We start from the raw sequence: 24,235 nt of genomic DNA on the forward strand, positions 1-24,235 counted from the left end.
GACCTTCTCGCCGTTCCGGCCGGGGCGGGTGCTACCGAGGATGATGCCGATCCTGGTCATGAGGCGTGATTCCCGATCTGTGCGGTGCGGGGGGGGTATGGATTGAAGCTTCAAGTGAAGATTAGCAGATTGACTTGAAGCTTCAACCCTTCCTCTAGGCTGAGCCCCATGACGAGGAACGTGGCACGACTGGCGGCGACCACGCCCGAGCCGCGCTGGCTGAGCAACGAAGAGCTCGCGGCGTGGATGTCGATGGCGCGAGTACTGGCCCTGCTCCCCTCCGAGCTGGAACGACAGCTTCGGGGCACTTGCCTGAACTGGATGGGCTACCACGTCCTGGCCAGCCTCTCCGAGCAGGATCGGCACACGATGAGGATGAGCACGCTGGCCGACTCCGCGAACTCGTCGCTGTCGCGGCTGTCGCACGTGGTGCGGCGCCTCGAGGACCAGGGTTTCGTCCGCCGCAAGCCCGACCCCGGGGACCCCCGCTACACCCTGGCGATCCTCACGCCCGACGGCCACGACAAGTTGGCGGCCACCGCGCCCGCGCACGTCGAGGCGGTGCGCCGGATGGTCCTGGACCCGCTGGACCCGGGCGAGCTCGAGAGCCTCAGATCCGTCTTCGACCGCATCTACGTCGCCCTCGGCCGTGGCCGCTGACGGGAGAGGCGGCACGGCGGACGTCTTCCCGGGGAGGAGTCGCGGCCTTCGAGGGGACTGCCGGCTTCCCGGCGGCGCGCGGCACATGCCTCGCGGCCCGGAGGCGGCCTGCGGCCCGGAGGCCGGATCCGCCCGCCGGCGTGTGCTTCCATGACCTTCGCGCCTCCCCGACAGCTGTGTGACAGCGGACACAGGAACTCGACCGGGGCGGCGGAGGGTTAATGAATGTGACGCAAAGAGAACCAGCAGAGCCGTCGCGCGGGCGTATACGTGCAGGAGACCGCTCCGCGTTCGCCGACCTGTACGAGCAGAACGCGCGAGCGGTCTACAGCCACGCACTGCGGTTGACCGGGAGCTGGTCGGAGGCCGAGGACGTCATGTCCGAGACGTTCCTCGCCGCCTGGCGCTCGCGGGAGTCCGTGGAGCCCGAGGGCGGCTCCCTCACCCCGTGGCTGCTGGGCATCGCCACGTACAAGGCTCACAACGCCAACCGCGGACTGCGGCGCAAGCTCGCCTTCCTGGCACGCAGCCCGGAGCCCCGTCCCGTCGAGGACTTCGCGGACGAGACGGCCGGCCGGGTCGACGACGCCCGCCGCCTGGCGGCCGTCCACGACACACTGCGCCGGCTGCGCCGTCAGGACAGGGAAGTGATCGCCCTGTGCGTGGCGGCCGGGCTCGACTACCAGCAGGCCGCCGAAGCCCTGAACATCCCGGTCGGCACCGTGCGCTCGCGGCTCTCGCGCGCCCGGAACCGACTGGCCGAACTGAGTGCCGCACCAGCGCGCGACACGAGGGTGGAACCGGACGACGCTCGCGGAGGGATAGAGGGTGAGGCCGCGTTCGCGGCGCTCTTTCTGCAGGAGGAAACCCCATGAACGCCGACGATCCGCACGGCCCCGACGCCGCCCGGAGTGACGCGGAAGAACTGCTGGCGGGCTCGCCCGCCTGGGACCTCTCGCCGAGCCGTCATCTCCACCACAAGGAAGTCCTGATGCGTCAGATCGACCGCGACACCATCTCCGACACCCGGAAGCCGACGGCGCGGCCCCGCCGTCGACTGCTCCGCCCGGCGATGGCGCTGCCCGTGGCAGCCGCGCTGACCGGCGTGCTGGTGGTCACCGCTTCCGGCGGCGACCACACCTCCGCTCCGCGTCGGTCCTCCGCCGCCGAGCCGGCGAAGGCCCACGTCGCGTCCGTCACCCTCGACCGGATCGCCGCCGCCGCCATGTCACGGGACGTGAAGCCGGTGAGGGACGACCAGTTCGTGTATGTCGCGTCCCTGGGCCGCGAGAACAAGGGCGCCCTGGGCGGCCCGGTCCGGCTCGGGGCGCTGGGCAAGCACGAGGTGTGGACCGCCCAGGGCTCCGGCCCCACCACCAGGACGGGCTGGATCCGCGACACGGGCAAGGACGCGGCCATGCCCGGCGAACTGGGCCCCATCGTCACCACCTCGCCCGTGCGCGCCGGCCTGGACCACCCCACCTACAAGTGGCTGGCCACGCTGCCCACGGACCCCGAGGCCCTGCGCACACTGCTCTACGCCCAGACCAAGCCGTGGGGCGACCTGTCGCAGGACGAGACCGTCTTCAGGAACATCGGTGAGCTGCTGCGCTCGACGATCATGCCGCCCGCCACCGCCTCCGCGCTGTACAAGGTCGTCGAGGGGATCCCCGGAGTCACCGTGGTACCCGACGCCGTCGACGCGGCAGGCCGTCACGGCATCGGCATCACGCGCAAGGACCCCTCGTCCGCCACCCGTGACGAGTGGATCTTCAACAAGAAGACCCTTGCCTATCTCGGCTCGCGGTCCTACATGACCGCGGACAAGGGCACCGGCGGCCCCGCCGACACGCTGTACGGCATCGACGCCGTCATGGTGAGCGGCGTCGTCGACAGCCCCGGTGAGGTTACCGCCGACACGGAGGGCTGACCCCCCGGCAGTGCCCGGCAGACTCCCCGCTCTCCTGAGCGGGGAGTCCGGCCAGGAGTCGGCGTTCCCCGGTTGGACAGGGTGACCCGCCGAACGGACCTCGCCGCGGTGCAGCGCCGCCGGCCGCCTCTGCCGACAAGTCCCGGCCCACCGAACCGTCCGCGACGCTCGCGACGTGTTGTGGTCGGCGCCGACCAACCGCCATGGCGGAGGAGCTGATCTCGAAGCACGTGGCTGCCCTGGTCAAGGTCCGGTCGGGTCGGGTCGGGTCGGGTCGGGTCGGAAGACATGGCGTGATCCGTGTGCTTCCGGCGTGGCGAAGTCCTGGGCCCCACACGGGAGAACGTGAACCTGGATACCGGGGAGATCGCGGTGCGGCTCCAACTCCAGGACATCCGGCGCCGCTTGGCGCACGCCGAGGTCAAGCCCGAGGCGTCCGGCGCATCCGTCCCCACGACACGCGCCACACCTGCGGGTCACTCCCCCGAATCGCCACGCAGATCCTCCGGCACAGCAAGATCGCGGTGACGACGGAGATCTACACGCATGCCCCGTCCGAGGCGACACGCAAGGCCCTGCGCAGGCTCGGCAGGCGCCTCGACAAGCAAGATCGACCGCAGTTGCCGGACTTCACTGCCGTACGGCACGACAAAGCCCCTGGCGGATTTCCCCGCCAGGGGCTGTGCTGTTGTGGACCTGAGGGGATTCGAACCCCTGACCCCCTCGATGCGAACGAGGTGCGCTACCGGACTGCGCCACAGGCCCTTGCAACGAGGAAAACTCTAGCATCCCGACGGGGGTGCTCCGCTCACCGCGGTGAGCGGACGGTTCACTCGTTGGCGGCCCGGGGGCGGTCGCGGTCGGCGTTCTGGTCGAACAGGGGGGTGCGGGAGCGGTCGCGGGAGCGGCGCGGGGTGACGGGGGCGGTGGAGAAGCTGGGCCGCGGGGCCGGGACTTCCCACGTGTCCTCGACGGCGATGCGCTGCTGGTCGACCCATTCGGCGTGGTCGGTCTGCTCGACGAGGGCGCGCCGGTCGGCCGTGGCCGGCTCCTCGGCGGGCGGTGTGGGCTCGGCCACGTCGGGCACCTCGGGCGCGGGCTCGCGGGTCGTACGGGCCTCGCGCAGGCGCTTGGCGGCGTCGGCCGCGCGACGCTGGTCCAGCTTGACCACGAAGCGGCGGCGCTCCTGGACGCGCAGATAGGCGATGTAGAAGGTGAGCAGCAACGCGGGGGCGGCAGGGGCCCAGAGGAAGCCGAGACCGCCGACGGCGGCGACGATCATGCCCGCGGTGAAGGCCAGGAAGAGCAGCGTGATGGTCCGGCGGCGGGCGGCGAGCACCTTGGCCCGCGGATTGGGCTTCTTCGACTTCCCCGGAGCGCTCTGGACTCCCCGGCCGCCCGGCTTCCCCTTCTGGGGGGCCTTCGGCTTCACCTCCGTCGCGGGTACGGCGAGGGCCCGGACGTCGACCGCGGGCTCCGCCTCGGCCTCCGCTTCCGGGTCGTCCGCCGTCTTGGCGTACCTGCGCTCCAGTGCCGCGCGTCCGGACAGCAGCCGGATGGCGGTGCTGAAGCGTTCCGTCGGGCGCGCTTCGTTGAGCTCGTCCTGCCTACGGAGCCACATCGGCACCAAGTAGGCAGCCCAGGCCCCGACGATGACTGCGTAGATGAGGCCGCTGCTGCTCACGCATCACACGGTAGGGGGGTTCACGACAGGGCATACGCAATTTGGCGCGGTGTGTCGCACGATCTGGCTGATACTCCGAAATTTTTTTCTGATTGCGTTCATGTCGGAGTCGGATCGAGGATCTTTTTCGAACAGATATTTTATTTGTGAGCCGTACCAGGTCGGGCCTGGTGCCAGCGGTGCAGCATTCCCTCCGGCACCTCCTCCGCCGTCAACGCGAAGACCAGATGGTCACGCCAGGCTCCGTCGATATGGAGATAGCGGGGGCGCAGCCCTTCCTCGCGGAAGCCGAGTTTCTCCACCACCCGCCGGCTCGGCATGTTCTCCGGCCGGATGCAGATCTCGACGCGGTGCAGTCCCACCGCGCGGAAGCAGTGGTCGACGGAGAGCGCGACGGCGGTCGGCATGACCCCGCGGCCGGCGACGGCCTCGTCCACCCAGTAGCCGATGTGGGCGCTGCACATGGAGCCCCAGGTGATGCCGGCGACGGTGAGCTGTCCGGCGAGCCTCCCCTGGTACTCGACGACGAACGGCATCATGCGGCCGGCCGCGGCCTCGTGGCGCAGATGGCGGACCATCTGCCGGTAGGTGGGCCGCTGGGTGAGGTGCCCCGGTGGCGCGGGGGGCACGGTGGCCTCCCACGGCCGCAGCCATTCGCGGTTGCGCCGGTTCACCTCGCGCCAGGCACGCTGGTCGCGCATCCTTATCGGGCGGAGGAGGACGTCCCCGTCCGCCAGCTCGGCCGGCCAGGACCCGTTCAGCTCGGTCTCCCAGACGTGGGGTGGTCGCCGCCGCGGATCTGTTCGACGGCATGGACGAGGATCGGGGCCAGCACGGCCAGGCCGTCCTTGACGCCGCCGGTGGACCCGGGGAGGTTCACCACCAGGGTGCGCCCGGCGACCCCGCAGACGCCACGGGAGAGCGCCGCCGTGGGCACCTTCTCGCGGCCCGCCGCCCGGATGGCCTCGGCGACGCCGGGGACCTCGTAGTCCAGGACGGCGCGGGTGACCTCCGGGGTGCGGTCGGTGGGCGAGATGCCGGTGCCTCCGGTGGTGACGACGACGTCGTACCCCTCGGCGACCGCCTCCCGCAGCGCGCCGCCGACGGGCTCGCCGTCCGGGACGACGCGCGGGCCGTCGACCGTGAAGCCCATGTCGCGCAGCCCGGCGACGATCAGCGGGCCGCCCCGGTCCTCGTAGACCCCGGCGGCCGCGCGGTTGGACGCGGTGATCGCGAGTGCCCTCATCGGCCGCGGCTCCAGTCCCCGGACTTCCCGCCGGTCTTCTGCTCGACCCGTACGTCCGTGATGACCGCGCCCTTGTCGACGGCCTTGACCATGTCGACGACCGTGAGCGCGGCGACGGTGACCGCCGTGAGGGCCTCCATCTCGACGCCCGTGCGGTCGGTCGTCTTCACCGTGGCGGTGATGTCCACGGAGGAGTCGCCCACGGCGAGGTCGACCTTCACCCCGGAGACCGCCAGCGGGTGGCAGAGCGGGATGAGGTCGGGCGTGCGCTTGGCGCCCATGATCCCGGCGATACGCGCGGTGGCGAGGGCGTCGCCCTTGGGCACGCCCTCACCCCGCAGCAGCTCGATGACGCGCGGCGACACCAGGACCCGGCCGGTGGCACGGGCGGTGCGGGCGGTGACGTCCTTCTCCGAGACGTCGACCATGCGGGCCGCCCCCGCGTCGTCGATGTGCGTCAGATGCTGCTGTTCTGTCATCGGTACGGCACTCCCACTGCTCGCCGCGTGCTCGCGTGGGCAGTAACGGTACCCGCTCAGTCGAGCAGCACGACGTCGACCTCCGAGCCCGCCGCGACCTCCGTCGTGTCCTCGGGCACCACGATCAGCGCGTTCGCGTGTGCGAGCGCCTTGACCAGGTGCGATCCGGCGCCGCCCACAGGGGTGACCCGGCCGGAGGAGGGGTCGAAGCGGCCGCGCAGAAACTGCCGCCGGCCCTTGGGCGAGGAGACCACCTCGCTCTCGCACACGGCCCGCAGAGTGGTCCGGAAGACCGGCTCCACTCCCATGAGGGTGCGGATCGCGGGCCGTACGAACAGCTCGAAGGAGACATAGGCGCTGACCGGGTTGCCGGGCAGGGCGACCAGCGGGGTGCGCTCGGGCTCCGGCGGGGCCGTCTCTCCGTCCTCGCCGCCCTCCGTCTCGCCGACCCGGGCGCCCGCGTCGATGAAACCGAAGCCCTGCGGCTTGCCGGGCTGCATGGCCAGCTTGCGGAACTCGATCTCGTCGCCGAGGGCTTCCTTCACCACGTCGTACGCGCCGACGCTGACGCCGCCGCTGGTGACCACGAGGTCCGCTCGGATCAGCTGGTCCTCGACGGTGGCCCGGAAGGTCTCCGCGTCGTCCGCGACCGCGCCCACCCGGTACGACTGGGCGCCGGCGTCGCGGGCGGCGGCGGTGAGCATGTAGCTGTTGGAGTCGTGGATGCGGCCGGGGCCCAGTTCCTCTCCGGGCGGGACCAGCTCGCTGCCGGTGGACACCACGACCACCCGCGGCCGCGGGCGCACCCGTACGGCGGCCCGGCCGACCGCGGCGAGAAGGGCGATCTGCGGCGGGCCCAGCACCGTGCCGGCGCTCAGCGCCAGCTCGCCCGCGGCGACGTCGCTGCCCCGGGCGCGGACATGGGCGCCCGGCTCGACGTGCCGGTAGACCCGGACCTCGCCGCCCGCCGCGTCGGGGCTCCGACTCGCGGCGGGCATGCCGACGACCGGTGCGCTGCCGCCGGTGCCGCCGTCCGTCCACTCGACGGGGACGACGGCCTCGGCACCGGGCGGCAGCGGGGCACCTGTCATGATCCGGGCGGCCTGCCCGGGGCCCACGGTGGGCAGTTCGCCGCTGCCGGCCGCCACGTCACCGATGACGGTGAGCACGGCCGGATGCGATTCCTCGGCGCCCCGGGTGTCGGTGGTGCGTACCGCGTAGCCGTCCATCGAGCTGTTCTCGAAGGGCGGCAGCGCCACGGGCACCATGACGTCCTCGACGAGGACGCACCCCTGTGCGTCGAGGAGTTGCAGCTCGATCGGTTCCAGCGGCTTCAGCTGCCGCAGGATGTTGTCGAGATGCTCCGAGACGGACCAGACGCGGTCGGCCGTGCCACTGCTCAATCTTGCATCTCCTCGCTGACATACGTGCGCAGCCAGGACCGGAAGTCCGGCCCCAGGTCTTCACGTTCGCATGCCAGTCGGACAATCGCACGCAGGTAGTCGCCACGGTCTCCGGTGTCGTAGCGCCGGCCGGTGAAGATGACGCCGTGCACGGGCCCGTCCGGACCGTCCTCCCGGGCCAGTTCGCGCAGCGCGTCGGTCAGCTGGATCTCTCCGCCGCGGCCGGGCTGGGTCTTGCCCAGCACCGCGAAGATCGACGGGTCCAGCACATAGCGCCCGATGACCGCGTACGTGGACGGGGCCTCGCCCGCGGCGGGCTTCTCGACGAGATCGGTCACGCGGACCACGTCGTCCTCGCCGGTGGGGACTATGGCGGCGCTGCCGTAGAGGTGGATCTGGCTCGGGTCGACCTCCATCAGCGCGACCACGCTGCCGCCGTGCCGCTCCTGCACGTCGATCATGCGGCTCAGCAGCGGGTCGCGGGGGTCGATCAGGTCGTCGCCGAGCAGCACCGCGAAGGGCTGGTCGCCGACGTGCGGCTCGGCGCACAGCACGGCGTGGCCCAGGCCGCGCGGGTCGCCCTGCCGGACGTAGTGCAGGGTGGCGAGGTCGCTGGATTCCTGGACCCGCGCCAGGCGGGCCTCGTCGCCCTTGGCGGTCAGCGCGGACTCGAGCTCGTAGTTGCGGTCGAAGTGGTCCTCGAGCGGCCGCTTGTTCCGGCCGGTGACCATGAGGACGTCGGAGAGGTTCGCGGCGACGGCCTCTTCGACCACGTACTGGATCGCGGGCTTGTCGACGACCGGCAGCATTTCCTTGGGTGTGGCCTTGGTGGCGGGCAGGAAACGGGTGCCGAGACCGGCAGCGGGGATGACAGCCTTGCTGATCCGGGTACGCGCATGAGTCATGAACCAACGATAACCGCTGTATATGAGGTGAAGATGAAGTTCCGGTTGATTGATGACGATAGGCGATGATTGCGCGTCAAATGAGTAACAACAAGGTTAGCAAGAGTGCATTGCGGGAGCGTCTCCTCCAGGTGAGGCGCGGGTTGACGGCGGATGACCGCGCGGCGGCCGAGCGCGCCGTCGCGCAACACGCCCTCGATCTGACGGAATTGTCCGATGCGCGCACGGTCGCGGCCTATGTCTCGATGGGCGGTGAGCCCGGGACCCGCGCCCTGCTGGACGTGCTGCGCGAACGCGGGGAGCGGGTGCTGCTGCCGGTCCTGCTCCCGGACAACGATCTGGACTGGGCTCTCTACGAGGGCCCCGAGGGCCTGGTGCGGACCGCCCGCGGGCTGTACGAGCCGACCGGTCCCCGGCTCGGCCCCGCCGCGGTGACCAGGGCGGACGCGGTCCTGCTGCCGGGCCTGGCGGTCGACGGCCGGGGCCTGCGACTGGGGCGCGGCGGGGGCTCGTACGACCGCGTGCTGGCCCGGCTGGACGCGGCCGGGGCAAGCCCCGCGCTGGTGGTGCTGCTCTACGCGCACGAGGTGCTGGAGCGGGTGCCCGCCGAGCCCCACGACCGGCCGGTGGACGCCGTGGTCACCCCGGAGGGCGTACGGCGCTTCGGGAAACGCCGAGGGGGCGGGCCCGAAGGCCCGCCCCCTCTCGGCCGCCGGTGACGGCCGCGGTGTCGGTCGCGGTGTCGGTGTCGGCTGCCGTGATGGCTGCGGCTGAGGCTGCCGCGGCCGCTACGGCGTCAGCGCGAGGGTGTTCTCGGTGGCCGAGTCGACCGGTTGCCGGGTGAAGGCCCAGGGCAGCAACTCGCCCTTGGCCCACTTGGTGGTCTGGTCGCTGTAGTGGGCGCTGTAGGCGTGGCCGGAGGCGCCCGTCAGGTTGATCCACCGGGACTTGTCGAAGTCGTCCAGGGAGACCACCATCCGCATCGACGGCACCCAGACGACCTCATAGCCGCCGGCCGCGTTCCAGCCGGTCGCGTTGACCGCCGCCTCGCCGCCGCCGAGCTGCCACGGGCCGCGGTTGAGCATCCACCGCACGACGGCCGGGCCGCCGGTGCCCAGCGTCTGGTTGCGCAGCTCCAGCGTGTGGAGGCGGCCCCAGCTCCAGGTGTCGATGTTCTTGCCGAGCTTCGCCGTCAGCTCGTAGCGGGCGTCCTTCATGGCCTGGGCGAACAGCTCGTCGCGGGTGGTGCGCGGCTTGCCGCTGTCCTTGTCGAAGAAGGCCGTGGGGGACGCGGTCCACCACTGGTTGTCCTCGTCCTTCAGGATCGAGCGCACGACCTCGAACCAGCGGTCGCCGCCGTCCGGCTGCGCCTGGTCCGCGGCACGCCGGCCGCACTCGCGCACCAGCTTGGACGTGCCGTCGAGGTCGTCCACCGGGCCCGACCGGTCGGCGGCCGGGACGGTCAGGCACTGCCCCTCGGGGCGCAGTTCCTTGGGCAGCTTGTTGCCGAAGGCCAGCTTGAGGATGTTGCGCCAGACGGCGTTGAAGTAGGCCGCGGGGGCGGAGTCGGAGTCCTGGTTGTAGTCCCAGCCCTCCAGCAGCTTCTGGGCGTTGCGGACGTAGTCGTCCTTGTCGTCCTTGATGTCGATCTTCAGCAGGTACGGCACGAGAAGCTTGGCGATCTCGCTGCTGCTGTCGCCCTGCATCTCCTGCATGTCGTCCATGGAGATCAGGCCGTTGTCCTTGATCTTGGACTGGATCAGGTCGTTGATCCGCTGGCTGCGGGTGCCGTAGCTCCAGTCCTCGGTCAGCAGGTACGGGTAAGCCTTCTGGTCGACCACGGCCTGGTTGGCGGTGACGATGTAGCCGCGCTCGGGGTCGTGTTCGTACGGCATCGCCGAGGAGGGGATCCAGCCCTTCCACCGGTACTGGGGGTCCCAGCCCGGGGCCGGGCGCGTGCCGTCGTAGCCCTTGGCGCGGACCGGGATCCGGCCGGGGGCCTGGTAGCCGATGTGGCCCTTCGGGCCCTTGTTGTCGGCGTAGATCAGGTTCTGGGACGGGACGGCGAAGTCCTCGGCCGCGGCACGGAACTGCTCCCAGTCGGTCGCCGAGTCGAGTTCGAAGACGGCGTCCATGGTGTTGGACGGGAGGAGGGCGGTCCACTTGAGGGAGACCGCGTAGCCGTCCCCGCGGTCCGGCGCGGAGTTCGGCACCGGGGCCTGGTCGCCCACCGTGCGCAGCTCGCCGCTCCGGTCGGAGATGACCGGGCGGCCGTCCTGGGTGCTCCGCACGGTGATCGTGCGGTCGCCGCCGCCGGCGACCTTGATCGTCTCCTTGCGGGTGACGAAGCGCTGCTGCTTTCCGTCGTAGAGGTAGGTGTCGGCAGCGGTGACCTTCTCCAGGTAGAGGTCGGTCACATCGGCACCGAGATTGGTCATGCCCCAGGCGATCGACTGGTTGTGGCCGATTATCACACCGGGCATGCCGGAGAAGGTGTAGCCGGCGACGTCGAAGGGGCAAGCCTTGCCGACGCTGTTGCAGTGCAGGCCCATCTGGTACCAGAGCGAGGGCATCTGCGGGGCGAGGTGGGGGTCGTTGGCCAGCAGCGGCTTGCCGGTGGTGGTGTGCTCGCCGGAGACGACCCACGAGTTGGAGCCGATGCCGTTGCCGTTGGGGCCGAGCAGTGCGGGGATCTCGTCCAGGGTGTCGGAGAGCGACGACAGCTGGGACTGGACGTTCGACGTCGCCTCGGAGGTGGAGGTGCCCTCGGTGCCGGTGCCGGTGCCTGTGCCTGTGCCTGTGCCTGTGCCTGTGCCTGTGCCTGTGCCTGTGCCGTCGGTTCCGGTGCCCGTTCCGGTGCCGGTGCCCGTTCCGGTTTCCGTGTCCGGGGCGGTTCCGGGCGGTTGGTAGGTGTTCGTGACGCTGTCGACCGTTCCGGCCTCGACGATCGGCTTGTTCCGGTCGAACGGGTACGCGGGATAGAGGTCGGAGATCTGCCCCGGGCTCAGTCGGCTCGACAGCAGCGACCGGTCGATCTCGTCCTGCATGTTGCCGCGCAGATCCCAGGCCATGGCCTTGAGCCAGGCCACCGAGTCGACCGGTGTCCACTTCTGCGGCACATAGTCGTTGCTGAACTTCAGCGCGGCGTACTCGACGGACAGGTCGGCGCCGGAGTGGCCGTCCAAGTAGGCGTTGACGCCGTCGGAGTAGGCCTGGAGGTACTTCTTGGTGGCGGGCGACAGCTTGGTGTCGTACTCCTTCTGCGCGACCCGGCGCCAGCCGAGCGTGCGCAGGAAGGCGTCGGTCTCGACCTGGCCGCTGCCGAACATCTCCGACAGCCGGCCGGCGGTCAGGTGCCGGCGCACGTCCATCTCGTAGAACCGGTCCTGGGCCTGGACGTACCCCTGGGCCCGGAACAGGTCCTCGGGGGTGTCGGCGTAGATCTGCGGGATGCCGTTGCCGTCCCGCTTCACCTGGACAGGCCCGGACAGGCCGCTGAGCTGCAGTGTTCCAGTCGTCTGCGGGAGGGAGGCGCGGACGGTCGCGACGCTCCAGTACGACCCGTAGACGATGCCCGCCACGAGCACGAGCACGACCCCGATCACGATGAGGCGCGTGCGGCGGGACTTCTTCTTGGCGGGCATCGATGTCCTTCGAGGGCAGGGTGGACCGATTGCTAGGGGCCACCTTAGGCGTACCGACCCGTAGCTCCCCAGGCGGTGTCCTGACCTGTGGACGGTGATCGCCAGAACCTCAAGCGCAGGTAAAATATTAGGCTGGGCAATGAACTTCGTTGGAAGGACCGGCTCCTGACTGTCGACCGCCTCAATGAACTCCTGCTGGTGTGCGCCCTTGTGCTGCTCATAGCGGTGGTCGCCGTGCGCCTCTCCTCGCGCAGCGGCCTGCCGAGCCTGCTCCTCTACCTGGGCATCGGGGTCGCGATAGGGCAGGACGGACTGGGAGTCGCCTTCGACAACGCCGAATTGACCCAAGTGTTGGGATATGCCGCACTTGTGGTGATTCTGGCGGAGGGTGGTCTCGGGACCCAGTGGCGGGAGATCAAACCGGCGGTTCCCGCGGCGGCGGTGCTGGCGACCCTCGGCATCGCGGTCAGCGTCGGCATCACGGCGACGGCCGGGCACTACCTGGTCGGGCTCGACTGGCGGCAGTCGCTCCTCATCGGCGCCGTCGTCTCGTCCACGGATGCGGCGGCGGTCTTCTCCGTGCTGCGCAGGGTGCCGCTGCCGAGCAGGGTGACCGGCGTACTCGAGGCGGAGTCCGGGTTCAACGACGCCCCGGTGGTCATCCTGGTCGTCGCCTTCTCCCAGCACTGGCCGGTGCACAACTGGGGCCTGCTGCTGGGCGAGATCGCCCTGGAACTGGCCATCGGCGCCGCGATCGGCCTGGCCGTCGGCATGCTCGGCGCGTTCGCGATGCGCCGCGTCGCGCTGCCCGCCTCCGGCCTGTACCCGATCGCGGTCCTGGCGATCGCGGTCCTCGCCTACGCGGGCGGGGCGCTCGCGCACGGCTCGGGCTTCCTCGCCGTGTACGTCGCCTCCGTCGTGCTGGGCAACGCCAAGCTCCCGCACCGCCCGGCCACCCGGGGCTTCGCCGAAGGCCTGGCCTGGCTGGCGCAGATCGGCCTGTTCGTGCTGCTGGGCCTGCTGGTGACCCCGCACGAACTGGGCGACGACATCGTGCCGGCGCTCGTGGTCGGCCTGGTCCTGACGGTGGTGGCGCGGCCGGTGTCGGTGACGGCCAGCCTGCTGCCGTTCCGCACACCCTTCCGCGACCAGGTGCTGCTGTCCTGGGCGGGACTGCGCGGGGCGGTGCCCATCGTGCTGGCCACCATTCCGATGGTGGCGGGCGTCCGGCAGAGCGAGCGCATCTTCAACATCGTCTTCGTCCTGGTGATCGTCTACACCCTCGTGCAGGGCCCGACGCTCCCCTGGGTGGCCAGAAGGCTGCGGCTCGGGGACCCGGGGGCGGCGGAGGACCTGGGGATCGAGTCGGCGCCGCTGGAGCGGCTGCGCGGGCATCTGCTGTCGGTGCGGATCCCGCCGCGCTCCCGTATGCACGGCGTGGAGGTCAGCGAACTGCGCCTGCCGCCGGGCGCCGCGGTCACGCTGGTCGTCCGCGAGGGCAGGAGCTTCGTACCGCTGCCGACGACGGTGCTGCGGCACGGTGACGAACTTCTCGTCGTCGCGACCGACCCCGTGCGGGACAAGGCGGAGGCGCGACTGCGGGCGGTCGGACGCGGCGGCAAGCTGGCCGGATGGCTGGAATCGGGCGGTGGTACCAGCCGTTAGCATGGGCGACGACAGTCAACACCAACTCTGTCTGATGCAGAGCTGGCGCGACCGCCCGGCGGCCGGACAGACCCGGTATCTACCTCGGTCATGCGCGAGAGGACAGCTCTCGGCGCACAGGAACGCGACCAAGGCGTCCAGGGTGCGCTACCAGGCGGCGGAAAGGCCCGGCCGTGGCGTCCACGGTCACTCGTACGTCCCGTTCGTCCCGCTCGTCCCGGCCTCCGGGGTCTTCACGTTCCGCACGGCCCTCGGCACGCCCGGGGTACGGGCGGCTGCTCCGCACGCCGGGTGCGTGGACCTTCCTGCTGCCCGGGTTCGCCGCGCGGCAGCCCTTCGCGATGCTGACCATCGGCATCGTGCTGCTGGTGCAGCACACCACCGGCTCCTACGGGACCGCCGGAGCCGTGTCCGCCCTCACCGGCGTCTCCATGGCCCTCTTCGCCCCGCTGAGCGGCAAGCTCTCCGACCGCCTCGGCCAGGGCGTGGTCCTGCTCCCGGGGGTGATCGTCCACTCGGCGTCGGGGACGCTGCTCGCCGCGCTGGCGCTGGCGCACGCGCCGCTGTGGGCGCTGCTGGCCGTGGCGGTGCCCACCGGCGCCTCGGTGCCGCAGGTCGGCCCCATGGTGCGGGCCCGCTGGGCGGCCACGCTGCCCGCTGAGTCGCCGCTGCTGCAGACCGCGGCGGCCTTCGAGTCGGTAACCGACGAGTTCACCTTCGTCATCGGGCCGGTGCTGGCCACGGCGCTGGCCACCGGGGTGCACCCGGCGGCGGGCCTGCTGTCCGAGGCCGTGCTGACGCTGGTCGGCGGCCTGCTCTTCGCCGCGCAGCGGCGGACCGCGCCCGCCCCGTCCCGGGCGGTCCCGGGGGCTCGGGAGCGCCGGTCCTCGGCACTGGCTGTGCCGGGCGTGCGGGTGCTGGCGTTGGCCTTCCTCGGGATCGGGGCCGTCTTCGGCGGCATGCAGGTCTCCATGACGGCCTTCACCGAGGAGATCGGGCGGCCCGGCATCAACGGCCTGCTCTACGGCACCTTCGCGGCCGGGAACATGCTCGCCGGCATCGCGTGCGGCGCGATCGCCTGGAAGTCCGGGCCCAAGCGGCGCATGGTCGTCGGCTACACGGCGCTGACCCTGGCCACCTCGATGCTGTGGGCGGCGCACGCCGTGCCGCTGCTGGGCGCGCTCGGTCTGCTGGTCGGGCTCACCATCGCGCCGACGCTGATCACCGGCTACACCCTGGTCGAGTCGCTGGTGCCGGCCGGGATCCGCACGGAGGCGTTCACCTGGCTGACCGGCGCGGTGGCGCTGGGGCAGGCGGCCGCCGCCACGGCCGCGGGACGGCTGGCCGACGGGGTAGGGGCGAGCGCCGGATTCACGGTGCCGCTGGTGGGCACCGCGCTGGCGCTGATCACGTTGGTGGCACTGCGCGGACGGCTCGCGCCGAGGCCGACGGGGGTGGTCGCGGCACGCGGCGAGGCGACCGGTCCCGGCAGTGGCGTCGGTCACCGCGAGCCGGTCACAGTGGACTGACGCCGCGGAATGCTGCACTATTGACCGTCGTTAGCACTCAATGAGTCAGAGTGCCAGGAGGAGCAAGTGCCGACGTACCAGTACCAGTGCACCGCCTGCGGCGAGGGCCTCGAGGCGGTGCAGAAGTTCACGGACGACCCGCTGACCGAGTGCCCGGCCTGCAGCGGCCGGCTGCGCAAGGTCTTCTCCGCGGTCGGCGTCGTCTTCAAGGGGTCCGGTTTCTACCGGACCGACAGCCGCGGCTCGTCGTCCAGCAGCACGCCGGCCGCCAAGAGCGGCAGCGGCTCGGAGTCGAAGTCCTCTTCGGCCGCCACGAGCAGCTCCTCGAGCAGCTCCTCCGCCGGTTCCTCGAGCAGCTCCTCCGGCTCGGCGAGCACGTCGGCCGCCTGAGCGAAGCCGGTCATCCGGCAGCCTGCCCGGTGGAAGCCCGCTGAAGCCCGGCATGCCCATGCCCGGTAAAGCCCGGTGAGAGGCCCCCGTCACGGATGACGGGGGCCTTTCACATGCCCGCGGGCGGGCGTGCCCGGTTTCGTGGTGCAGCGGCGAGGCCTCCGGCCGCAGACTGGAGACATGCTGAGTGGTTGGGTCGTCGACCGGCCCGGGCCCATGATCACGGAGCCACTGGTACGCGTCGGGCGCCCCAAGCCGGTGCCCGGCCCACATGAACTGCTGCTCCGCGTGGAGGCGTGCGGCGTGTGCCGTACCGATCTCCATCTGGCCGAGGGGGACCTGCCGCCGCACCGCCGGGAGACCGTTCCCGGGCATGAGGTGGTGGGGCGGGTGATCGGCACGGGCGAACTGGTCGGCCGCTTCGCCGAGGGCGACCGGGTGGGCGTCGCCTGGCTGCGCGGCACGTGCGGGACCTGCGCGTACTGCCTGAGCGGCCGGGAGAACCTGTGCCCGCACTCGACCTACACCGGTTGGGACGCCGACGGCGGCTTCGCGGACTTCACCTCCGTGCCCGAGGACTACGCCTACGCCCTGCCCGAGGACGCCGACGGCCGGGACGCCGTGCACCTGGCACCCCTGCTGTGCGCGGGCATCATCGGCTACCGCGCCCTGCGCCGCAGCGACCTGCCGTCCGGCGGGCGGCTGGGCATCTACGGCTTCGGTGCCTCCGCGCACATCGCCGCCCAGGTCGCACTGGCCGAGGGCGCGACCGTGCATGTGCTGACCCGGTCGGGACGGGCGCGCGAACTCGCGCTGGAACTGGGTGCCGCCTCCGCCGGGGCGGCGGCGGACCGGCCCCCGGAGCCCCTGGACGCCGCCATCCTCTTCGCGCCGGTGGGAGATCTCGTGCCGCCGGCGCTGGAGGCACTGGACCGGGGTGGGACGCTGGCGATCGCCGGCATCCACCTCAGCGACATCCCGGCACTGAACTACCAGCGGCATCTGTTCCAGGAACGGAATCTGCGCAGCGTCACCTCCAACACTCGGCAGGACGGGGAGGAGTTCCTGGCCCTGGCCGCCAGAATCGGGATCCGGGTGACCGCCACCCGGTATCCCCTGGACCACGCGGACCGGGCCCTCTCCGACCTGGCCGCCGACCGTGTCAACGGGGCCGCGGTGCTGGTGCCGGGCTGAGGAGGCCGGGCACGAGGCCAGGCTGACGAGGTCCGGCACGAGGTCCGGCCCGGACAGGGCGCCGTCTCGGTGCCGTGCGACGGCCGGAGCGGGACGGGACGGAATGAATCGGGGTGGGGAACGGAGCCGAGCCGAGCGAGGCGACAAGGAGGCACCCCGATGGACACCACCCACGGACCGGTCGTGGTCGGCACGGACGGCTCGCCCCGGGCCACGGCCGCAGTGATGTGGGCCGCCGGCGAGGCCGTACTGCGCGATCGCCCGCTGCACATCCTGCACGCGACCGGCCTCGACACCCGCTCCGGCAGCCACCTGTCCCCCGAGACCGCGCGACTCGTCCTCGACGGAGGCCGCGCGCTGCTGGACGAAGCGGCGGCCTCGGCCACCGCCCGCTACCCGGACCTGTCGGTCTCCACCTCGCTCGGCAAGGGCAAGCCCGCCGACAGCCTGCTGGAGCAGGCCGGGACCGACGGGCTGGCCGTGGTCGGCTGCCGTGGAAGTGGTGGCTTCCACGCACTGCTGCTGGGCTCGGTCGGGCTACGCGTGGCCGCGCATGCCCGAGGACCCGTGGTCGTCGTGCGGGGCAGCGAACAACCGTCCACCGGTGTCGTCCTGGTCGGGGTCCGGGACAGGACCGACCTGGCCACCGTGCGCTTCGCCGCCGAGGAGGCGCGGCTGCGGAAGGCGACGTTGCGCCTTCTGACCGCGTGGAGCCTGATCGGCGCGATGGGCCAGATGGTGCCGGGGCTGGACGACGCCACCTCGGTCGGTGACCGGGAGGCCGCGGCCGAGCAGCACGTCGCCGACACGGTCCGCGAGGAGTTCCCCGATCTGACCGTGACCGTGGACCTGGTCAAGGCGGCCTCCGCGAGCGCTGCGCTGGTGGATGCCTCGGCCCATGCCGACCTGCTCGTCGTGAGTGCCAGGCGGCATCAGCGCGCCACCGGCCGGCTGGCCCATGTGAGCCATGCCGTGCTGCACCACGCTCACTGCCCTGTTGCGGTCGTCCACGGAAAGTGACCGGTGGGCTCCGTCCTCCGCGCGCTACCCGGCGCGTATGAGGCTGCCCGTGACATGGGTGGGGACGATGCGTATCCACAGATCGTCCTCACCCCCTGACCATGGGCCGGGCTGGGCCTCTCCCGCCAGCGCGCGCACATCCTCGGGGTCGGTGACATGCTCGGCCACCCCGATGACCAGCACGCTCCATCCCGCGCTGAGGCAGGCGTCGAGCTGATCGACCTCGAAGGCGACCTCGCTGTCCTCGGCAGGGGACGGGGGCGCGTCCGCCGCCGTGCGATAGACGATGGCCCGATCGACGACCGCGTAGTTCACCGGGACGACCGCGGGGTGGCCGCCGCCGGTGGTGAGCGCGACCCTGCCGACGTCATGACCGGAGAGCCGGGTCCAGCAGTCCTCGGGGCGCAGCTCCTCCAGCACCGGTGGGCCCAGGGTCTCCGTCTCTCCGGGGACGTGCTCGGCGTCGCCCCCGAGCAGATGGCTGGCCGTGGTCCGCAACGCTCCCGCCAGCCGGAGCAGGGCGTTGGTCCCGATCGTGTGGTGGCACTGCTCCTCCACATACCGCACATAGCTCGGCGTCATACCGGCGCGCGCGGCCACCTCCTCGCGGCTGAGCCCCAGTTGCTCCCGCCGCTGCGCGACACGGCGGCTGACGTCCCCCGGATGGGCTCTCGACCTTTCGGACGGGCCGTCGCGCAATGTCTGCCTGGGCACGTCGACCACCTCCCACTCTCGGGCTCGGACGCTTCGATTCGCTATCAGCAAGCACACCACCGCGGACGTCCCGCCGCCAGGCCCCTCCCTCCCGTCCCCTCGAACGAGTGACCGAGTTATCCACAACCGGCCAGTACTCCACAGTGCGCCGAAGGGCTGGCGCGAGATGCGCGATGGTGGTTCCCACCAGGCCGGATGCGCCGGTGGACGAGGGACCGATGACGGGGGTGGTCGAGATGGTGGACAACGGTGGTGCCGCGCTGTGGACGGACGGCGGAGGCGGTCCGGTGCCGCCGGCCGGCGTGGGGGCGGGAGCGCCCGCCCCGTGCGCGGTCCCGCTCTTCGCGCCAATCAGGGCGGGTGGCGGGCGGCATCGGCTGGGCCGGGCGCTCCGCCGGCGGCGGCGGATGCTGGCCGCCGGCCTGGCGATGACCGCCGCGGCGCTGGCCGCCGCCGCGCCGCGGACGGATCACCCGCAGTCCGGCCGCTGCGGACGGGAGGGTCCCGCTCCCGCGCCCGCAGCGACGGCGCGGGAAATGGTGCGGGCGCCGGTCCGGATCGCGGACGCGGCGGCGGCCGGGCTGGTGCGGCCCGGAGACCGGGTGGACATCCTGGCGGCGGCGCGCGTCGTCGCCCGCGCGGCGCCCGTGCTGTCCGTCCCTTCCCTCCCCTCCGCCACCTCCGATACCGCGGCCCTGTCGGCGACCGGTGTGGACGGGGGCGGAGTCGGGGGCGGCGCGCTGATCGTGCTGTCGGTACCGCGCCGGACCGCGGCCGCGCTGTCCGGCGCGGCGGCCGCCTCGCCCCTGGCGGTGGCGCTGCGGTAGCGCGGGGCGGCGGGAAAGGCAACCGACCGAAGGGCGTGTGGCGATGACCCCTTACCCTCGGAGGCCGAACCGCTCGCCCACCTCCGTCACCGCCGGCCCGTCGCCGGCTGTGCCCGGCGGACACCATCAGGCCCCACGGGTCCCCGGGCCGAACTGCACGGTCGTTCTTCGAAAGGAAATCGTCCCTTGAAGGGCTTCAAAGCCTTCCTGCTGCGCGGCAATGTCGTCGAGCTCGCCGTGGCCGTCGTCGTCGGCGCCGCGTTCAGCAAGATCGTCGACGCGTTCGTGAAGGGCCTCATCAATCCGGTGATCGGTGCCATCGGCACCAAGAACCTCGACGGCTACGTCCTGTGCGTCGAACCCCCCTGCACCACCGTCAACGGCGAACTCACGAAGGGTGTGGGCCTCCTGTGGGGCTCCGTCGCCGGCGCCGCCCTCACCTTCCTGATCACGGCCGCGGTCGTGTACTTCCTGCTGATCCTGCCGATGAACAAGCTCAACGAGCGGCGCAAGACGGGCAAGGAGGAGGCCGTGGCCGGGCCGACGGAGCTGGAGCTGCTGACCGAGATACGCGACCTGCTGGCCCGCCAGCAGCAGGGCAACGGCGGCGCCCCGGGCATCCCGTCCCCCTACGATCACGGCGGCGCCAACCGGTCGCGTCCGTAAGGACCGGCCCGCCTCAGATGTGGTGCGGGGGCTTCTCGTCGAGGAAGCGCGCGAGATCCCCCGCACCGCCCTGGCCGGCGCGCTCGCCCCAGCCGGTGTCGGTGTCGTCGGACGACTGCCGGTCCAGCGGGTCGTCGAAGACCAGCGCGGGCGCGGGGTCGCGCGGTGTACGCGGGGCGGGGGCCTCGGCGGGCCCGGAAGCAGGATCGGGGGCGCTGCTCATACCGTCCAGGGTACGGGGGTGGCCCACGGCGCCCGATCACGGCGAGGGGCCGGGCAGACGCAGGTGAGCGGCGCACGACCTGGCCCGCTCACCGCCGGCCGTCACCCGGCGACCGTCGTTCCCTTCCCGGCGCCGGCGGGGTGGCCAGGATCGGTCACCGGGCGTCGCGGCCTCCGCGCGGGCCCGGCTCCGGGCAAGGGTCGAGCCCCGGCACAGGGGGGTGGCACCGGGGCTCGAGTCTGTGGTGGAGCGGGCGCCGTCGCCGGCGCCCGCCGGATGTCAGGCCGCCTCGATGGACAGCCCCGTCGCACGCGCCATGCGCTTGAGGTCCGCCAGCGCGTGCTTCTCGATCTGCCGGATCCGCTCACGCGTCAGCCCGTGCTGCTTGCCGACCTCGGTCAGCGTGCGCTCGCGGCCGTCCACGATGCCGTACCGCGCCCGGATGATGGACGCCGTCCGGTCGTCGAGCCGGTCGATGAGATCCTCCAGTTCCTCACGCCGCAGCATGACGAGTACGGAGTCCTCCGGCGAGGCCGCCGAAGTGTCCTCGACGAGATCGCCGAACTGGGTCTCGCCCTCGTCGTCCACCGACATGTTCAGGCTCACGGGGTCGCGCGCCCAGTCCAGGACGTCGGAGATCCGTTCCGGTGTGGAGCCGAGCTCGGCCGCGATCTCCGCGGGCTCCGGGTCACGCCCGTGCTCGCGGTTGAACTCGCGCTGCACCCGGCGTACACGGCCCAGCTCCTCCACCAGGTGGACGGGGAGCCGGATCGTGCGCGACTGGTCCGCGATGGACCGGGTGATCGCCTGGCGGATCCACCACGTCGCGTACGTGGAGAACTTGAAGCCCTTGGTGTAATCGAACTTCTCGACGGCGCGTACCAGGCCTGCGTTGCCTTCCTGGATCAGGTCGAGCAGCGGAAGACCGCTGCGCGGATAGCGTCGCGCGACGGCGACGACCAGGCGCAGGTTGGAACGGATGAAGACGTCCTTGGCCCGCGCACCCGCGGCGGCTATCGCCTCCAGTTCCTCTCGGCCTGCGTCCGCTCCCTGACCCAGCTCCTCGCTCGCGAGGAGCTGCTCGGCGTAGACGCCGGCCTCGATCGCCCTGGAAAGCTCGACTTCCTGCGCGGCGTCGAGCAGCGGCGTGCGCGCGATCTCGTCGAGGTACATGCCGACGAGGTCACGGTCGGCCATCTCGCCGTGGCCAGCGCGAGCGCTGCTGTTCCCGCCTCTGGTGCTGCGGGCGACGGCACGGGTTGCCATGCGTGCTCCCTTGCGAAGGTTCGGTCGGGTGTCGGATCGAATGAGCTGCCCCTCCAGCAGCTTCACGCGTGCCTTTCGGCTGCCCACTCGAAAAGGGATAACGACTGGAATCCGGACACAATTCCCATGCACGGCCCCGTTTTTTACGATCTTGCAGTACCCTGTCCGGCCACAGCCGGAGGTGGATCATTGTCCGAGTCCGTCGAAGTGCAGGTCAGGCCCGGTGGGGGAGAGGATCTGCAGGCCCTCACCGACCTCTACAACCACTACGTCCGTGAGACGCCGATCACGTTCGACCTGGAGCCGCTGTCCCTGGAACAGCGCCGCCATTGGCTGCTCTCCCACCCGGAAGACGGACCACACCGCCTTTTGGTTGCCCACGGGCGGAAACCGAACGGCACGAACGGGCTGCTCGGATACGCCACCAGCAGCGCCTTCCGCCCGAAGGCGGCGTACGCCACCTCGGTGGAGACCTCCGTGTACTGCGCCCCGGAGGCGGCAGGCCGCGGCGTCGGCACCCTCCTCTACACGGCGCTCTTCGACGCCCTGCGGGGCGAGGACCTCCATCGCGCCTACGCCGGCATCGCACAGCCCAACGAGCCGTCCGTCCGCCTGCACACCCGCTTCGGCTTCCGGCCGCTGGGCGTCTACCGCGAGGTCGGCCGGAAGTTCGGCCGCTACTGGGACGTCGCCTGGTACGAGAAGGAGCTGAGCCCGCGGCTCAGCGCAGCCACGGAAGATCCACCGCGGGGCCGGCCTTCGGCTGCAGCCCCTCGGCGATGACCCGGCAGATGTCGCCGAGCTGGCGCACCTGCTCCTCCGAGAGCCGGTCGAAGATCGCCCCGCGCACCGCCTCCACATGGCCCGGCGCCGCCGCCGCGAGCGCGGCGAAGCCCTCGTCCGTCAGGACCGCGAGCTGGCCGCGCCGGTCCGAGGGGCAGTTCTCGCGCCGGACCCAGCCGTTCTCCTCCAGCCGGGAGATGGCATGGGAGAGCCGGCTGCGCGTAATCTTCGAGCGTTCCGCCAGCTCCGTCATGCGCATCCGGCGGTCGGGGGTCTCCGAGAGCCACACCAGCAGCGAGTAGTACGCGTGGGGCATGTGGGCGTCCCGCTGGAGCTGCCGGTCGAGCGTGTCCGAGACCAGCTGGGTGGACGCCATGTACGCGCGCCAGGCGCGCTGCTCCTGCTCGCTGAGCCAGCGAGGTTCGGGGCCTCTCGTGGTCATGGTCCCACTCTACGAAGTCGACCTTGAACTTTCAAGCAATCGGCAGTAGGTTCCGGACGTCGGCTTGAAACTTCAAGGAACTCTTCCAGCAAGGGGACTCCGCATGACGACCGACCCGACCGCACCGGACGCAGCGCCCGCCCCGCCGCGGGCGGCCGTCCGCACCCAGGTACGGATCCCCCTGCGCTTCCCCGACGGCTGGACCACCGCCGCCGACGTCTTCACCTTCACCGGCCTCACCGACGGCAAGGAGCACATCGCGCTCGGCCTCGGCGCGTACCAGGACTCGCCGTCGCCGCTGGTCCGGCCCCACTCCGAATGCCTGACGGGAGACGTCTTCGGCTCCGAGCGCTGCGACTGCGGGCCCCAGCTGCGCGAGGCCGCGCAGCGGATCGCCGAGGCGGGCGGCTACCTGCTCTACCTGCGCCAGGAAGGCCGCGGCATCGGCCTGTACGCCAAGCTCGACGCGTACGCGCTCCAGGACGGCGGCCTGGACACCTACGCCGCCAACCGCGCCCTCGGCCGCCTCGACGACGAGCGCGACTACACCGCCGCCGCCCAGATGCTGGGCGCGCTCGGCGTGGACGCGATCCGCCTGCTCAGCAACAACCCCGACAAGGCCGAGCAGCTGGCCGCGCTCGGCGTCACGGTCGGCGAACGCGTGCCGACCGGAGTCCACCTGACCCGGGACAACGTGCGGTACCTGCGCGCCAAGGCCGAGCACACCCACCACACCCTCGACCTCCCGGCCTGAGGAGGCTCCCATGCGCATGCCCGCCCTCTACCTCTCGCACGGCGCCCCTCCGCTGGCCGACGATCCGGCGTGGCCCGGTGAACTGGCCGCCTGGTCGGCCGGCATCCCGCGCCCCACCGCGATCCTGATGGTCTCGGCGCACTGGGAGGAGGCCCCGCTCGCGCTCGGCGCGACCACCACGGTCCCGCTCGTCTACGACTTCTGGGGCTTCCCCCGGCACTACTACGAGGTGCGGTACGCGGCGCCCGGCGCGCCCGCCCTGGCCGACTCCGTGCGCAAGCTGCTGCGCGGCACGGGCAACCCCGTCCAGGACATCCCGGACCGCGGCCTGGACCACGGGGCGTACGTCCCCCTCGTCGAGATGTACCCGGACGCCGACATCCCCGTACTCCAGGTCTCGATGCCCACCCTCGACCCGCAGAAGCTGATGGACCTCGGCCGGCGGCTCGCCCCGCTGCGCGACGAGGGCGTGCTGATCGTCGGCAGCGGCTTCTTCACCCACAACCTCGCCGCGCTGCGGCACGCCGGCGGCGTCCCCGGCTGGTCGGCGGAGTTCGACGACTGGGGCCACCGCGCCCTGGACGGCCAGGACGTGGACGCCCTGCTGGACTTCGAGCACAAGTCCCCCGCCGGGCGGCTCGCCCACCCCCGGACCGAGCACTTCGCGCCGCTCTTCGTCACGATGGGCGCGGCAGAGGGCGACCTCGGCACGCAGCGCAGCGTCATCGACGGCTTCTGGATGGGGCTGGCCAAGCGGTCCGTGCAGTTCGGCGGATAGGCTCGGCGCGCCGAAGGGCCCCGCCTCCTCGCA

At 71.6% G+C, this 24,235-nt stretch carries 25 protein-coding genes and 1 tRNA gene; 14 read left to right on the top strand and 12 right to left on the bottom strand.

Going from position 1 to position 24,235, the window contains the following annotated elements:
- The first annotated feature begins 168 nt into the window (after positions 1-168).
- The 3 genes from AB0F62_RS28920 (at position 169) to AB0F62_RS28930 (ending at position 2,590) form a co-directional block, all read left to right on the top strand.
- Positions 169-660, top strand: coding sequence for a MarR family transcriptional regulator (locus AB0F62_RS28920; RefSeq protein ID WP_361805441.1), 492 nt, complete (start codon positions 169-171; stop codon positions 658-660).
- Positions 661-881: 221 nt separating this feature from the next.
- Positions 882-1,535, top strand: a complete 654-nt coding sequence (locus AB0F62_RS28925) for an RNA polymerase sigma factor (protein WP_361805444.1) — start codon at positions 882-884, stop codon at positions 1,533-1,535.
- The gene (locus AB0F62_RS28930; protein WP_361805447.1) at positions 1,532-2,590 is read left to right on the top strand and encodes a CU044_5270 family protein; all 1,059 of its coding nucleotides are present in this window, start codon (positions 1,532-1,534) and stop codon (positions 2,588-2,590) included. Before AB0F62_RS28925 ends, AB0F62_RS28930 begins: the two co-directional genes overlap by 4 nt.
- Before the next feature lie 691 nt (positions 2,591-3,281).
- Here the strand turns inward: AB0F62_RS28930 and AB0F62_RS28935 are convergent.
- The 7 genes from AB0F62_RS28935 to AB0F62_RS28965 form a co-directional block, all read right to left on the bottom strand.
- Positions 3,282-3,355, bottom strand: a tRNA-Ala gene (locus AB0F62_RS28935).
- 64 nt (positions 3,356-3,419) lie between these two features.
- Entirely contained in the window at positions 3,420-4,274 is an 855-nt protein-coding gene (locus AB0F62_RS28940) for a hypothetical protein (protein WP_361805450.1), read from the bottom strand.
- 140 nt (positions 4,275-4,414) lie between these two features.
- Positions 4,415-5,035, bottom strand: a complete 621-nt coding sequence (locus AB0F62_RS28945) for a GNAT family protein (RefSeq protein WP_361805615.1) — start codon at positions 5,033-5,035, stop codon at positions 4,415-4,417.
- Complete coding sequence (locus AB0F62_RS28950) at positions 5,032-5,520, bottom strand: MogA/MoaB family molybdenum cofactor biosynthesis protein (protein ID WP_361805453.1); 489 nt, start codon at positions 5,518-5,520, stop codon at positions 5,032-5,034. The genes AB0F62_RS28945 and AB0F62_RS28950 overlap by 4 nt, the downstream gene beginning before the upstream one ends.
- Positions 5,517-5,999 carry a cyclic pyranopterin monophosphate synthase MoaC gene (gene moaC, locus AB0F62_RS28955; RefSeq protein WP_361805456.1) on the bottom strand — a complete coding sequence of 161 codons (483 nt, stop codon included), beginning with the start codon at positions 5,997-5,999 and terminating at the stop codon, positions 5,517-5,519. Before moaC ends, AB0F62_RS28950 begins: the two co-directional genes overlap by 4 nt.
- 56 nt (positions 6,000-6,055) lie before the next feature.
- Positions 6,056-7,402 (bottom strand): gephyrin-like molybdotransferase Glp, encoded by a 1,347-nt coding sequence (glp, locus tag AB0F62_RS28960; RefSeq protein ID WP_361805459.1) that lies wholly within the window; start codon positions 7,400-7,402, stop codon positions 6,056-6,058.
- Positions 7,399-8,307, bottom strand: coding sequence for a UTP--glucose-1-phosphate uridylyltransferase (locus tag AB0F62_RS28965; protein WP_361805462.1), 909 nt, complete (start codon positions 8,305-8,307; stop codon positions 7,399-7,401). Before AB0F62_RS28965 ends, glp begins: the two co-directional genes overlap by 4 nt.
- Before the next feature lie 80 nt (positions 8,308-8,387).
- Here AB0F62_RS28965 and AB0F62_RS28970 point away from each other — a divergent pair, with 80 nt between their 5' ends.
- Positions 8,388-9,026 (top strand): 5-formyltetrahydrofolate cyclo-ligase, encoded by a 639-nt coding sequence (locus AB0F62_RS28970; RefSeq protein ID WP_361805465.1) that lies wholly within the window; start codon positions 8,388-8,390, stop codon positions 9,024-9,026.
- Positions 9,027-9,095: 69 nt separating this feature from the next.
- Here AB0F62_RS28970 and AB0F62_RS28975 read toward each other — a convergent pair whose 3' ends face one another.
- A complete protein-coding gene (locus AB0F62_RS28975; protein WP_361805468.1) occupies positions 9,096-11,951 on the bottom strand; it encodes a penicillin acylase family protein in 2,856 nt (951 codons plus the stop codon).
- Between the two features lie 126 nt (positions 11,952-12,077).
- Here AB0F62_RS28975 and AB0F62_RS28980 point away from each other — a divergent pair, with 126 nt between their 5' ends.
- The 5 genes from AB0F62_RS28980 (at position 12,078) to AB0F62_RS29000 (ending at position 17,749) form a co-directional block, all read left to right on the top strand.
- Positions 12,078-13,616 (top strand): potassium/proton antiporter, encoded by a 1,539-nt coding sequence (locus AB0F62_RS28980; RefSeq protein ID WP_361805618.1) that lies wholly within the window; start codon positions 12,078-12,080, stop codon positions 13,614-13,616.
- A 275-nt stretch (positions 13,617-13,891) separates the two neighbouring features.
- On the top strand, positions 13,892-15,145 hold the full coding sequence (locus AB0F62_RS28985; RefSeq protein WP_361805621.1) for an MFS transporter: 1,254 nt from the start codon (positions 13,892-13,894) through the stop codon (positions 15,143-15,145).
- Between the two features lie 66 nt (positions 15,146-15,211).
- The gene (locus AB0F62_RS28990; protein WP_361805471.1) at positions 15,212-15,535 is read left to right on the top strand and encodes an FmdB family zinc ribbon protein; all 324 of its coding nucleotides are present in this window, start codon (positions 15,212-15,214) and stop codon (positions 15,533-15,535) included.
- Positions 15,536-15,715: 180 nt separating this feature from the next.
- Positions 15,716-16,729: a zinc-dependent alcohol dehydrogenase family protein gene (locus AB0F62_RS28995; protein ID WP_361805474.1), complete on the top strand. Its 1,014-nt coding sequence runs from the start codon at positions 15,716-15,718 to the stop codon at positions 16,727-16,729.
- A gap of 159 nt (positions 16,730-16,888) precedes the next feature.
- Positions 16,889-17,749 carry a universal stress protein gene (locus AB0F62_RS29000; RefSeq protein ID WP_361805477.1) on the top strand — a complete coding sequence of 287 codons (861 nt, stop codon included), beginning with the start codon at positions 16,889-16,891 and terminating at the stop codon, positions 17,747-17,749.
- A 24-nt stretch (positions 17,750-17,773) separates the two neighbouring features.
- Here the strand turns inward: AB0F62_RS29000 and AB0F62_RS29005 are convergent, their stop codons facing one another.
- Positions 17,774-18,463 carry a pyridoxamine 5'-phosphate oxidase family protein gene (locus AB0F62_RS29005; RefSeq protein ID WP_361805480.1) on the bottom strand — a complete coding sequence of 230 codons (690 nt, stop codon included), beginning with the start codon at positions 18,461-18,463 and terminating at the stop codon, positions 17,774-17,776.
- Between the two features lie 203 nt (positions 18,464-18,666).
- Between AB0F62_RS29005 and AB0F62_RS29010 the strand changes: the two genes are divergently transcribed.
- Positions 18,667-19,290 carry a hypothetical protein gene (locus AB0F62_RS29010; RefSeq protein ID WP_361805483.1) on the top strand — a complete coding sequence of 208 codons (624 nt, stop codon included), beginning with the start codon at positions 18,667-18,669 and terminating at the stop codon, positions 19,288-19,290.
- A gap of 186 nt (positions 19,291-19,476) precedes the next feature.
- Entirely contained in the window at positions 19,477-19,956 is a 480-nt protein-coding gene (gene mscL / locus AB0F62_RS29015; RefSeq protein ID WP_361805486.1) for a large conductance mechanosensitive channel protein MscL, read from the top strand.
- Between the two features lie 13 nt (positions 19,957-19,969).
- Here mscL and AB0F62_RS29020 read toward each other — a convergent pair whose 3' ends face one another.
- The gene (locus AB0F62_RS29020) at positions 19,970-20,179 is read right to left on the bottom strand and encodes a hypothetical protein (protein WP_361805489.1); all 210 of its coding nucleotides are present in this window, start codon (positions 20,177-20,179) and stop codon (positions 19,970-19,972) included.
- A gap of 279 nt (positions 20,180-20,458) precedes the next feature.
- Entirely contained in the window at positions 20,459-21,445 is a 987-nt protein-coding gene (locus AB0F62_RS29025) for a sigma-70 family RNA polymerase sigma factor (protein ID WP_361805492.1), read from the bottom strand.
- 189 nt (positions 21,446-21,634) lie between these two features.
- Between AB0F62_RS29025 and AB0F62_RS29030 the strand changes: the two genes are divergently transcribed.
- The gene (locus AB0F62_RS29030) at positions 21,635-22,228 is read left to right on the top strand and encodes an N-acetyltransferase family protein (protein WP_361805495.1); all 594 of its coding nucleotides are present in this window, start codon (positions 21,635-21,637) and stop codon (positions 22,226-22,228) included.
- On the opposite strand, the gene AB0F62_RS29035 is transcribed toward AB0F62_RS29030, so the two are convergent.
- Complete coding sequence (locus AB0F62_RS29035) at positions 22,167-22,670, bottom strand: MarR family transcriptional regulator (protein ID WP_361805498.1); 504 nt, start codon at positions 22,668-22,670, stop codon at positions 22,167-22,169. The genes AB0F62_RS29030 and AB0F62_RS29035 overlap by 62 nt on opposite strands.
- Before the next feature lie 103 nt (positions 22,671-22,773).
- Between AB0F62_RS29035 and ribA the strand changes: the two genes are divergently transcribed.
- Together ribA and AB0F62_RS29045 are read left to right on the top strand one after the other, a co-directional pair.
- Entirely contained in the window at positions 22,774-23,424 is a 651-nt protein-coding gene (gene ribA / locus AB0F62_RS29040; protein ID WP_361805501.1) for a GTP cyclohydrolase II, read from the top strand.
- Positions 23,425-23,434: 10 nt separating this feature from the next.
- The gene (locus tag AB0F62_RS29045; RefSeq protein ID WP_361805504.1) at positions 23,435-24,202 is read left to right on the top strand and encodes a class III extradiol ring-cleavage dioxygenase; all 768 of its coding nucleotides are present in this window, start codon (positions 23,435-23,437) and stop codon (positions 24,200-24,202) included.
- Positions 24,203-24,235: the final 33 nt, after the last annotated feature.

The sequence above is a fragment of the Streptomyces sp. NPDC026673 genome, from assembly GCF_040638135.1.
Taxonomy (GTDB): domain Bacteria; phylum Actinomycetota; class Actinomycetes; order Streptomycetales; family Streptomycetaceae; genus Actinacidiphila.